This window comes from Paenibacillus sp. LPE1-1-1.1 (assembly GCF_040676435.1).
Classification (GTDB): Bacteria; Bacillota; Bacilli; order Paenibacillales; family Paenibacillaceae; genus Pristimantibacillus.
On record NZ_JBEGHY010000023.1, the window covers coordinates 346,574 to 359,357 of the forward strand.

8 protein-coding genes are annotated in these 12,784 nt (G+C 46.0%); 1 reads left to right on the forward strand and 7 read right to left on the reverse strand.

What is annotated here, in order from left to right; translation table 11 throughout:
• Nucleotides 1-29: 29 nt before the first annotated feature.
• The 3 genes from MRBLPE1_RS18230 to MRBLPE1_RS18240 form a co-directional block, all read right to left on the reverse strand.
• Nucleotides 30-1,664, reverse strand: coding sequence for a response regulator transcription factor (locus MRBLPE1_RS18230; RefSeq protein WP_364148007.1), 1,635 nt, complete (start codon nucleotides 1,662-1,664; stop codon nucleotides 30-32).
• Nucleotides 1,649-3,421, reverse strand: coding sequence for a cache domain-containing sensor histidine kinase (locus MRBLPE1_RS18235; protein ID WP_364148009.1), 1,773 nt, complete (start codon nucleotides 3,419-3,421; stop codon nucleotides 1,649-1,651). The genes MRBLPE1_RS18230 and MRBLPE1_RS18235 overlap by 16 nt, the downstream gene beginning before the upstream one ends.
• A gap of 478 nt (nucleotides 3,422-3,899) precedes the next feature.
• Nucleotides 3,900-4,943 (reverse strand): oxidoreductase, encoded by a 1,044-nt coding sequence (locus MRBLPE1_RS18240; protein WP_364148010.1) that lies wholly within the window; start codon nucleotides 4,941-4,943, stop codon nucleotides 3,900-3,902.
• Between the two features lie 174 nt (nucleotides 4,944-5,117).
• Between MRBLPE1_RS18240 and MRBLPE1_RS18245 the strand changes: the two genes are divergently transcribed.
• Nucleotides 5,118-5,876, forward strand: a complete 759-nt coding sequence (locus tag MRBLPE1_RS18245) for a DeoR/GlpR family DNA-binding transcription regulator (RefSeq protein ID WP_364148012.1) — start codon at nucleotides 5,118-5,120, stop codon at nucleotides 5,874-5,876.
• A gap of 121 nt (nucleotides 5,877-5,997) precedes the next feature.
• On the opposite strand, the gene MRBLPE1_RS18250 is transcribed toward MRBLPE1_RS18245, so the two are convergent.
• From MRBLPE1_RS18250 to MRBLPE1_RS18265, 4 genes are all read right to left on the reverse strand, one after another.
• Entirely contained in the window at nucleotides 5,998-6,285 is a 288-nt protein-coding gene (locus MRBLPE1_RS18250; protein WP_364148014.1) for a hypothetical protein, read from the reverse strand.
• A gap of 317 nt (nucleotides 6,286-6,602) precedes the next feature.
• Nucleotides 6,603-10,901 carry a family 43 glycosylhydrolase gene (locus MRBLPE1_RS18255; RefSeq protein ID WP_364148016.1) on the reverse strand — a complete coding sequence of 1,433 codons (4,299 nt, stop codon included), beginning with the start codon at nucleotides 10,899-10,901 and terminating at the stop codon, nucleotides 6,603-6,605.
• A gap of 16 nt (nucleotides 10,902-10,917) precedes the next feature.
• A complete protein-coding gene (locus MRBLPE1_RS18260) occupies nucleotides 10,918-11,784 on the reverse strand; it encodes a carbohydrate ABC transporter permease (RefSeq protein ID WP_364148018.1) in 867 nt (288 codons plus the stop codon).
• Nucleotides 11,785-11,800: 16 nt separating this feature from the next.
• On the reverse strand, nucleotides 11,801-12,700 hold the full coding sequence (locus tag MRBLPE1_RS18265; RefSeq protein WP_364148020.1) for an ABC transporter permease: 900 nt from the start codon (nucleotides 12,698-12,700) through the stop codon (nucleotides 11,801-11,803).
• Nucleotides 12,701-12,784: the final 84 nt, after the last annotated feature.

Genomic DNA, 12,784 nt, shown 5'->3' on the forward strand with positions numbered 1-12,784 from the left:
TTAGCTTGAATCCGAGAACAGTGAGATGATTACGATTTATTTTTATACAAATCTGTGGGATTGCAGCCGGTATACTTTTTAAATAACGTACTGAAATAAGGCACATACTTATAACCGACCCGGTCTGCGACCTCGTAGATCAAATACTTCCCTTCCAAAATCATTTCTTTCGCCTTCTCCATCCGAATCCGTGTCAAATAGCTGTTGAAGGACTCCCCCATCGCCTTCTTAAACAGAAGGCTTAAGTAGTTTCTCGAAATATGAATACGATCCGCCAGATCGGATATCGTAATGGGCTCGGCATAATGCTCATGGATAAACTGAACGATAAAATCAACGGCCTGTCGATGCTTAATGTTCTCATTGCTGCTGCGGGAGCCGCAAATCAGATCAATTTTTCCGTAAAGCCACTCTTTCAGCTGCTCCAGCGTCGTAACGCTACGCAGCTCCCGGGTAACCTCGTTCACCTTCGCGATGTCTTCTAGTTGAACGCCGACTTCAAATAGCGTATAAGCAAAAATAGTCCACAGCTCCGAACCCAGCATTTCAAGGTTGCGAGCCGATACAGCCCCGCCCTTGCTCCACTGGTCGAAGTAATCATCCACAATCTCCTTCGCCTTATCCTCCTGGAACAGCTTCATTGACTCAGCCATATGCTGATAAAATTTAACCGGACGGAGGGAGATCGGGTAAGCTTGCTGCTCAATTTTTCCGCCATGGACATATTCGTATAAGTGGATGCCTTCTATTGGCGCGGTGTTTTTAAAGTAAAGAGCCTGGAACGCCTCCTCGGTCGAATCCGCAATTTCCATCCAATTCGGCTTAAACGTTCCGATTCCGGCATGAAGCGTAATATCCAGGAAGGAGCGGACGCTTTGAATGACCCTTTCCCCAAAGCGATAAGCTTGCTTTATCGTAAATTCGCTCCATTCTTCATTCGGTGAATGAAGGATAATCGCTGCGTGGCTGCTGAATAACTCCACATAGTGAGAATCCGGCCACTCTTCGCGGGAGAGCTCCTGAATAATGTTTGCGATGGCGAACCTGAACAAGCTTAAATCCTTTGTCGAGGCCCTAGTCACGCGGTCCGTGCGGATAATTTCAATGCCAATCACCGCATGGCGGCAGCCATTCCAATACCGGTACGCTTCGGGAATCATCCGGGTATCCGGATGCTTTGTATGATCCGGTCCTGTGGAGACCGATTTGATCCATTCTTTCTCCACGAACGGCTCGTACAGCTTCAATTTCTCCTCCAGCTCTTCATTGCGATGTCTTTGCTCCAGCTCTTCCTCCAATTCCGCGATCGTTCTCCCCAGTACATCCTGAATCGTCTGAACGCTAATCGGTTTGTTTAAATAATCAGCTATCCCAAGACGGAGCGCTTGTCTTGCATATTCAAAATCAGCGTAGCCGCTTAAAACAATAATCTTCCCGTGAAAATTCGCCTTGTTCAGCTGCTCCACCATATCCAAGCCGTTAAGCACGGGCATATAAATATCGGTGATTACAATATCTGGCTGACACTCCCCCACGACCCGCAGTCCTTCTTCCCCGTCCATCGCTTCCCCGACCCATTCCGCATCAAGCTCCGACCAGGGGATGACGCTTTTCATTCCTTCCAAAACGTTCCGGTCGTCATCTATGATTACAATTTTCCACATGCCGCATCATCCTGTTCTTCTTTATTGTTTAACACTGGAATACGTATGCGGACCGTTGTCCCGGGTCCATCCGTATTCGGCATCAACTCCAGACCGTAGCTGCTGCCAAAATAAACGTCAATTCGTTCTCTGACATTCCGGATTCCGTATCCCCCTGTTTTTCTCTTTTTCGGCTCCTGCCAGTTATCCCTGAGACCGTTGCCGTTATCGGTTATTCGAAATACGACTTCAGCATTCTTGGTGATCTCCGCACATACCTCGATCATCCCCTCTTTTTTACCGTGAAACCCGTGCATAATGGCATTCTCGATAAAAGGCTGCAGCGTCATCTTCGGAATATATAAGTCCCTGATGGTTTCAGGTACGTCTACCCGTAAAACGAACTGCTCACCTAGGCGAATTTGCTGAATCTGCATATAGCATTCCATGTGCAGCAATTCGTCACGAATAATGATTACGCTTTCACCGTTCGAGAGGCCAATGCGGAACATTTTTCCCATTAACTCCAATATGGTGCTCATTTTCTCCTGTCCGCCTGAAATCGCCATCCAATTCAGCTGATCCAAAGTGTTGTACAAAAAATGCGGATTGATCATCGCCTGCAGCGCTTTAATTTCCGCTTCCTTCTGCCTCCGGTATTGATCCTCTAATGATGCGTACAGCTCCTGAATACGTTCGATGAGCCTGCGATAGCCAGAAAATAACGCTCCGAATTCATTACGATAACCCGTCGGCAAACTAACTTTGCTGACATTAACCGAATTTCGGCTCATTTCATGCAGCAGCAGCCCGATCGGCTTCACGAATTGCCGGGAGAAAAACAAGTTGAAGCATAGCGCGATAAGCATGGCTGAGCCTCCTGCCAGCAGCAGTACCATAGCCAGACGAAAGCTTCCTCCCGTAATATCCTTCCATGGAGTCGATTCGATCAACGTCCAATCCCTATCGAAGTGCTTTGCCCATACCATCAAATGTTCGCTTGAATCCGAAAGGCCGCTGCTAATGGATTTCGTTTTCATATAACCGGACTCGCCATTGATATTTTCTAAGTAAGCCTCGACCTGGTCCTGCGACATGGTGTCGCCGCCGATCATCGTAATAAGCCGCCCCCCGGAATCGAGAAGGATCCGGTTTGCCGCAGGGTTATGACTTTCAATCAGCTTCTTAATAGAAGACGCTTTAATATTCAACAACAGCAGCCCACGGTAATCTCCTGCGACCGAATACACCTTGCGGACAAAGCTGATGACCCGCTTCTCACCTTGAACGGTTCGAATGTCATGCTCACCAATCCAACCGAAGTCGTTATTTTCGATAGCCGGGTTATACCAGACTTCTTCTTTGATTAGATCATGCTCGATAAATTTTACGGGGCCCTGTGGCTCAAATTGAAGCTTTTGCTTGATATAGAAATGAACGGACTCAATATCGGGTGTCGAGAAAGTAAGCTGTGCAAGGAACGATTCCATTTCCTTACGCTTCTTATAATTGGAATACTTGTCCCCCGGCACGTTTACATCATCCAGCAGATTCGTGTTCCGGGTGGCCGTTAAGGAAATCTGTTCAATCGATTTCATTTGAATATCGACTTTATTATAAAGCTCATTAAGCAGACCTTGCTGGTAATAAGACGTATTCTGCACCATCTGCTGTGCGGAGTATGAATAGGCGATCCAAATGACAATGGTAAGAAGCGTTACGATGAATGCTGCTGAACCGCCGAACAGAAGGTAGTCTATGCGGTATTTTTTAAACATGCTAGGTTCGCCTCCTGAAATATCATAAATAGCCCTCTGGAGACACTATAAGCGTATAGAAGTCAAGATTACAAGACTTAAAATAGAAATTACGAATACATGCACGCTAAAAAACGTACTCGCCTATCCGTTTTACTTCGTCAAATGACTGGTAAAAACATTCAACAAACCGACATAGATATATTACTGGATAGTAAGTCACTTTAATGGATAATAAAATACCGGGAGGTGTAATCGCAACCAGCTTAGCTGGTGTGTTAAGAAAAACCGGGGATCTATGAGGCTAAGTGCACGAAAATGCCATGCTTCATTATGGAGGTCTAAACCTGTCCGAGGTTGGCGCCGGAAAATAGCATGGAAAAAACGCGGACGCCTTCTTTTCCGACGTTTCCTATATCTCATTAAGATGTGCATAGTCAAAACTAGGGCAGTCGATGACGCCTTCGCGAGATCGACGCCCATTCCGCGCCCGGCCCCTTTATTCGTATGAAACGACTCTTTTTTCCTGAGCGCTCTTTTTAACCAACTCGATAATCTTTATCGTATTCATGGCATCGGTTGCGTTTACAGGAACTGGTTTGTTTTCAGTGATGGATTCGTAAATGCCTTTATAAAAAGATTCATATGCGCCTGTTTTTGTTTCAAGCTTTCCTTTCAACAGCAGATCACCTACATTTACCGATAATTCTCCATAACTTTCTTCGAGGTCCTTACCCCAAATAGGGTCGCCGGGCAATTTTCCTCGCTTTAACGAATCCTCTTGCGAGTCCAAACCATATTTAATAAAGCTGCCTTTATCCCCGTGTATTTGAAATTTAGGACCCGCGCTCTTCACGAACGAACCGGAATGCAAAATCACCCTCAATCTGCCATATCCTAAAACAATGTGAAAATAATCATCGGTAACCGAATCGTTTCTTTGGGCCATCACATCGCCAAACACCGTTTCGGGAAGTCCAAATAAATGAAGTGCTTGGTCGATCAAATGCGAGCCAAGGTCATATAGCATGCCCGAGCCTTCCAAATTTTGCTCTCTCCAACGACCGCTTACTTCAGGACGAAACCGGTCATAGTGGGCTTCATACGAATAAATTTCACCCATTACGCCCGACTCCAAGCATTCTTTAACCGTAAGGAAATCATTGTCCCATCTTCTGTTTTGATAAACGCTTATTATTTTATTTTGCTCGGAAGCTATTTCGATCAGCTCTTGCGCTTCTTTAGAATGGATGACGAACGGTTTCTCGACCACTACATGTTTTCCCGATAATAAGGCTTGTTTGGCAAATCGATAATGCGTAGTGTTTGGCGTAGTGATGACAATAAGGTCAATAGCAGGGTCCGTGAACAGCTGTTCAACATCGGAAACAACCTGGACGCCAGGATAATCTTCCTTTACTTTCAGAGCATTTGAAGAAACGATTTTTGAAATTTCTAGTCCTTCAACCGTTTGGATAATAGGCGCATGAAAAGTTTTCCCGGAAAAACCGTAACCAATAATGCCGACCTTTACTTTTCTCAAATAATCCATCCCCTTTATATGCAAATAAAATTTAAATACGACCTCATGATAAGTTAAAAAACTAAATGTTGCAAGTTTTTTAAGTTTTAAACTTACGATTATAAGTAATGTTGAAACATTTAGGCAAGAAACTTATACTTATAAGTGAAATCCTTTTTTGGAAGAGGTCAAATGATGAATCAAGATGAAAGAATACAATTGATTATTCAATATTTAAAAGAGAAACAAAAAATTCAGCTTGAGGATATTTGTGAGCTGTATGGCGTTTCCCGCGATACTGCAAGACGAGACTTAGTCAAATTAGAAGAAGAAGGCGCTATTATTCGTATTCGGGGCGGAGCCATGCTCCCTACTCTTACGAAAAGTATAAGAAGCTACAGGGAACGGTTTCAAGACTCAGGAAACAAACGCTCGATTGGTCAATTCGCAGCTTCCCTTATTAAAGATGGAGACTATTTATTAATGGATACCTCGACAACCGTACAATTTACCGCTGAAAACTTATGTACGAAAAACAATGTCGTTGTAACCAATTCCATTGATATAGCCGGTGTTTTGTGTGATAACCCGGATATAAAGACACAACTGCTTGGCGGGGAATTAAATGCCTGGCACCGGAATGTCTCCGGCCCCCGTACATTAGAAATGTTAGCAGACTTCAAAGTAGATAAATTGTTTCTTGGCGCATGCGGCATTTCTTCCGCTGGGTTATCGGCCCCTTCTGTTGACGAAGCTTATTTGAAACTAAAGATGATTGAAAGAGCTGATCAAGTTATCGTATTAGCTGATTCGTCTAAATTCGATAAACATCTTTTTCATCGGATTTGCGATTTCGGAAAAATTAATATCATTATTACGGATCAAGAACCTGATCCTAATATGAAAAAGATTTTAGAGGACAATCATGTTGAAATAATCATTGTCCCCGTTTAAGTCACTCCTAGCCGACGTTCATCAATTTAAACAATCATAAATCATAAAACCCCCGTAAATACAGGCTTGCTGTATCATTACGGGGGTCATATCGGTGACAAATCATCGGTTTTCTTGATACTTAGTACGTTTTTTTATCACGAATGGTAGTTTTGTGTTTATTGCCTTCGCTGTCATAGGTGACCCATTCACCAACAGGCTCGCCCATATCAAAATACCCTGAACGCTTTATTGTTCCGTCGAGACGATACCATTCCCAATAGCCAACTGGCGTATCATCAATCATTTTTCCCTTTGACCATATTGTTTTTCCGTTTGCATGGTATTTGATCGTGCAGCCATCAATCATTTCCAGTTTCTTTTCCTTGACACCGTTTGGGTGTATCAAGTCACATTTTTCATTTTCCATGACTTGCCTCCGATAATCAACTTTTTGTTAATTATATCACTTTTCTATAATCATGATTCTCTTGCACCATTAGTATTCATTATTCCTGCCTTTTCGTTTTAACATGACAATATATAACTTGTTTAACTAACCTGCCTATTACCTTAGCATTATAACTGGAATTTCTTCAAAAATCATTCACCTAACTTTACGCTAAAAATAGCACGTATTTCATCCACTTTTATATCATGAATAACCTCATCTGATGTTACTTCAACGGGCAACGGCAGCCGATCGTGTGGCCGGCTGCCGTCGTGTCATTATTAAGCTAGCTCTTTTCAGGGTTTAAGCATAACATCCAGATAGTCAATCTCCGCGTAATTAGCGCCTTTGGTAAACCGGATTTTATTATGTCCTGCTGTTAAGGCTTTCTCGATTGCAGTCGTTCCCCAGTTTCCCCAATTGGAATACGCAATGTCGACCGCTTGACTCGTTCCTCCATTGACAGTCATGTTGTAGGTCGAAATCGGATTGCCAATCGTTCCGTTAGCCGTTCTTGCCAACAGGATATAGGAACCGGCCGAAGCGACGGTAACATCGAATTCGACGTAACTGTTCGTATTATCGATGTATCCAACCTTTTTGCGGCCTGAGGCCGTCTCGTCCTGAACTCTCTTTGCCCCGTTCGCAAGCTTCGCCTCCTCGGCTTCATATCTCTTCCTCTCGGGCTCTCCGGACGGTGCCCGGATCGGAAAATTCGGCGAGACCGGAACGCTGAGGTTAGGCGTGTTGTCGGCATTCCACGTAAAAGGCTGCGCCCTTACATTCCGTGTCCAACCTGCGCCTGAAAATCTAGCGGTATGATAGATCAACCAATCCTCCGTGCCGTCAGGCGATTTAGTGAAGCTATTGTGCCCCGGTCCGAAGATGCCGCTTCCACTGCTGAAAATCGACGCGTTCTTCTTCGACCAGGAAGCTGCCGACAATAAGTTGGACGTGGTGCTTGCCGTCAGCAGTCCCAAGTTGTAATTATCGCTCCAACTGCCATTCGCCGAGTATACAAGATTAACCTTATTGCCTTTGACGATAGGCTGCGGCGCTTCATTTACATCAGGTGCAAGAGGATCCGGAGTAATCTCCCAGCCGTAAGTAGGCGATGAAATTAACGTCTTTGCGCTGGACAGCGTATACGGATTGCTCATCGATGCCACGTAGAGGTTCTGGCGAACCTGATACGGAGAATCCCATCCAGACCAGAAATAATACAACTGACCTGCAAGATTCAACACGGTGCCGTCGATTGCCCACAAATCCGTCGCGTCGGTTATTTTCCCTTTATCGGTAAAAGTTCCTTGGAACGGATCTGCGTTTGTATTTTCCAGTACAAACATGCGATGGTTTAAACCATCCTCATCACCGCATGTCGTGGCCGAATAATAGGCATACCAGGCATTATTCAGAAAATGAATTTCCGGCGCCCAGATAGCCTCACAGTTAGCCGCGTTGGGGTTATTGGTCGGCGGGGTCCAGATGACCTTCTTCTCGCCGGATTCTATACCGGACAGGCTCTTGGACCTCCAGATCGTCACATTGTTTCCCGTCGTCCGGGTGTAATAATAGTAACCGTCGGTGTGTTTGTACATCCATGCGTCAGCGCCATCCTGAGAGATGACGTTATGGAAATCGGATCGGGCAAGCAGCGGAGAACGCACCTCGACCTCGGATAGTTCCACAAGGCCGCTCTGGCCGCCTCCTGGAAATTTTAACCGCAAATACCTCCCCGAAGCGTTCAAGGTGTACGTGTACTTCGATGAATCGTAGTTCAGACCCTCGGCAGGTACATTAGTCGCGCTCAGAACGTTAGTCCAGGCAACCTTGTCGTTGCTAACCTCAAAGGTGATGTTGGCCGGCACGGTATATGCGGTACCATAAGGATATTCCCGGAAGTATAAAGCCACATCCTGTATGGACGTTATTTTCCCCAAATCTACCTCCCACCATGAGTTCACTGCTCCCGCGGCGGTTGATGCCCATGCATTCTCCGCCGTTCTGCGGGAGTGCGTACCGTCGTTTGCCTTATTGGCCGGATACATCGTCGAATACACCGATGAAGCCGTCGCTTTTCTCTTAAAGGCGGCATTTAGCGTCTGCCGCTGATGCTGAGGAAGACTGCGGTTGTAGATCCCGACCTCCGACAATTGCACTAGCGTGTCCTGGCCGCCGTCCTCAAACAGCAATCGGACATATCTTCCTTTGCCGTTTACGGAATAGGAATACGTAGCGGACCCATAGGGCTGACCAGTAGCAGGAACGTTAGCCGATCTTGCGATCAGTGTCGTCCAATTCGTATTATCGTCGCTTGTTTGAATAGTAATCGTCTTAGGCACCATATAGGCCGTATCATCGATAAATTCCCTGAATTTCACCTCGATGGTTTTGAATTTTTCCTGCTGCCCCAAATCGACCTTCCACCAACTGTTCAGGTTCGTACCCGGGGCGCTGGACCACGCATTGTTTGGACTGGCGGTTCCATGACTATTCAACCCGTCATTCGCCTTGCCAGCAGCGTAGGTACTATCAATTACAGAAGATGCGGAAGCCGTCTTTCCGATCGCTAGATTAACGGATGCTGTTACCGCTTTTTCTTGAGCGATTTCAACCTCCGAAAGCTCGATCAGCGAATTTTGCCCGCCTGTAGGAAACTTCAGCTGCACGTATCTAGCCTCTCCTTGGAAAGGATAGAAGTACACTTCGGAAGCATAGGTTGAATTTTCCAGCGGAACATTCGTCGATTGATTCACGACCGTTGTCCAGTTGACGTTATCGTTGCTTATTTGTACGGTTACCGAGTTCGGAACCATGTATGCTTTTTCTTCAAACTCACGATATTTGACTCGCACGCCTTCCATCTTCTGCTTCTTGCCTAGGTCCAGCTTCCACCAGGAATTAAGCGCAGCGCCGTTAGCGGTAGCCCAAGCATTCTCCACGGAGTCATTGCTGTTAATACCGTCCACGGCTTTATCGGCAGCATAGGCAGCGCTGTACTGCGATGACGAAGTAGCGGTTTTCTTAAACCCCGGATTGGATACGATCGTATCCCAGTATTTTTTGGCACGCGCAAACTCGGTCGCATTGTTCATGTAGGCATCGGGATTCCACATCCAGTTCGCCATCGATATGGCATAGATTTTGTGAGGAGTTGTCGGCCGGAAAATATTTTCGATGACGCCTTCGGAAGTATTCCGCGGCATATCGTTCCATACGTAACCGCCCGGCAATGTTAAAGGTTGATTAGTAGGAACTAGTGTTTTCGTTTTAAACGGAACTCTTCCATCTGTAAAGTAATAATTGTCTATCTCCCATTTCGGTACGATCGGATCGTTAAAATTCAATCTTGTATCCGCCAGTTCGTAGTCATTATGCCAATAGAACGGCAATTTATAAGGATTGTTCGTAGAATTTCTCCAAGTGGATACGTGGGCTGGCGTTACCTCCGTCGAGAAAACATTATACCCTGTCCAAATCGCCCCGATCTCCGGGATCAGTCCGTCCGTAAAAGTATTCAAGTAAGTGCTGATATCGGACTCCGTAAGATTATACTTCTCCGGTGTCGTCAGCAAGTAGAACCCTTCCTGGCCTGACAGACTTTTTTGGATCTTATTGGACAAATCCCGATGTTTCGCCGGATCTGGATAACCCTGATCGTCAAAGGCCAGCATAATTTTAGAAGCGCCCTCATCCAGTGATAATTTAAATAAGTCGAGCAGCTTGCTATACTCCGAATCAGTCGGCATCCCTCCCGAATAACCGGGATTAACCTCCTGCATAAGCTGGATGATCCCTTTATCCCTTTCATAATTGCTAAGTTCCTTTACCGCATTCACGTAATCCGAATTAGGATTTCTCCATCCAGTTTCTTTCTGTAAAAGATGGCTGTAAGATAAGCTGAACACGTTGACCTTTAGCAAAGGAAGCATATGCATCCAGTCTCTAGCGTCGGAATACGTAAATTCGCCTTCATTATTTTCATGATATTTTGTGTAGATGTCCTTGATGATCCGCATATCCATATCCGGATAGTCGCGAACCGATACGACCCGCAGCCGGGTTAGGGCGCCGCTCGAATCTACCATTTGGGCAAGGCTCGTCGAACCGTAATAGGCTCCGATAGCCTCGTAACCGGTTACTAACACGATTTGCCGATTGCCAACCAACGCCCGCTCGATTGCATACCCTTCCTTATGATCGGGAACGTCAATGGAGTGGCTTCCGTTAACAGTATTGGTATTCGCCGTTCCGATGGCGATGACCACCGAATAGCCGGAATTGGATTGATCGTCGTAGAGTATCGGAATTTGCTGCCCGTTCTTGCGGGCAATGACTCTTTGCAGCAAATTCGCGCCTTCCTCCTCCGCCGGGGAAGCTTCTCTGCCGATTACAATAGCCGCTTTATAGGAAGTACCGTCATGCAGCGTCAAAAACTCGTCCGTATAGCTAACCTGCTGGGGAGTTGGTACGATTTTGTCGATATCCGCAATCGTCGCACTGGCGCGTTCAAACGGACCAATGAGAAATCCGGTTGTCGCAAGAGCTAGAACAATCACCGTTTTTGCCAGATACACTAGATAACGTTTCATTGAATAACCTCCTCTATTATTCTTTAAGCGATCCCAGCATTGCGCCTTTGACAAAATATCTTTGCAGGAACGGATAGACGACCAGAATGGGCACCGTGGCAAAGATAATAATGCCTGCGCTCATCATTTCCGGCGTAACAGGCATATTTAGTTCGAACTGCACCTCCCCCATGAAGTTGTTCAGTCCTTTCTTGGCGACCAGGTTCTGCAGCAGCACCTGCAAAGGATAGAGCGTCTTGTCCCTAATGAAAACAAGTGCGGAAAAGTAAGTGTTCCATTGATAAACGGCATGGAAGAGACCGATGGTGGCAATAACAGCCGTCGATAAGGGCAGCACGACACGGAAATAAATGCCCGCCTCGCTGCAGCCGTCCATCTTCGCCGCATCGAACAGCTCTCCGGAAACATTCCGGAAAAAGGTTCGCATAATGATCACGTAAAATGCGCTTGTTGCTCCCGGTATCATTAATGACCAGAGCGTATCGAGCATATGGAGGGATTTGACAAGCAGAAAGCCCGGTATAAGCGGTGCGGGTAAAATAAAAGTAAGCACGATGAGCCGCATAATCCACGTTCGGCCTGGCATGGTCGTTCTAGAGAGCGCGAAAGCAATCATGGACGTGAGCGCCAGTGTAATCAATGTGCCGATAACGGTAATGTAGACACTAACGCCCATCGCTCTCCACATTTCATCCATCGAAATTATTTTTTTGTAAACGGCAAACTGCAGCCCCTTCGGCCAGAAGTAGACTAGCTTAGCCTGCGCATAAAGCGGAGAACTTAGGGAAACCGACAGGATGTGAATTAAAGGAGCCAACATGATTAGGCTAAGAGCTGTCAAAATAGTGGTCAAAAATGCTTGGAAAGCTATAGGTTTACGCACGACTCCACCTCCTATGTTAGTAAAGGCTCTCTCCGGTTGTTTTACGACTGATCGCATTCAGCCCGAATACAAGTACAATACCCACCACGGCTTTAAATAAGGCAATTGCCGTCGTATAGCTGTACTGGCCGCCTACCAAACCGAAAGTATAAACATACGTATCGAACACCTCTCCCACATCCCTAACCAGCGGATTCAGGAAAATCAGCACCTGCTCTACATTCGCGTCCAGAATATGCCCAATCGAGAGAAGCAGCACGACAACCATGGTCGGCATCAATAAGGGCAGTGTGATGCTCCACATTTGCCTCCATCTGCCGGCGCCGTCAACCATGGCAGCTTCGTAGAAATTCGGATTAATTCCGGATAGTGCCGCCAGATAGAGGATAGTGCCCCACCCAACTTCTTTCCAGATCCCAGTGGATATCAGAACGGCAATGAATGTGTTTCCTTGCGTTACATAGTCAATCTTTGCTATTCCTATTTGACTAGCTATCGTATTAATAATGCCTTCGTAAGAGAGTAGATTGATGAAGATCGATCCGACGATAACCCAAGACAAGAAGTGAGGCATGTAGACAACGGTTTGCACGACTCTCTTGAACGCCATCGATTTCAGTTCATTCAGCAGCAACGCTAAAATGATCGGTGCAGGAAAGCCGAACAACAGCGAATAGATGCCGAGCTTCACCGAGTTGCGAAACACTTCATAAAAATCTTCGAACCCGAACATCCGCTCAAATTGAGCAAAACCCACCCACGGGCTGTGTAAAATTCCTTTGAAGATGTTGTAGTCCTGAAAGGCAATGACATTGCCAAGTAGCGGAACGTACTTGAATAGTAAAAAATAGAGCAATCCGGGCAAAGCGAACAAGATGAGAACCCACTTGTCGCGTAAAACCAACCGCCTATTCATAACATCACCTCCCGATTCTTGTGGATGGCCAACTTGCTTTATCAGCTATACTGGTCATTCGTGAACTGCGCCGCATGCATTAGG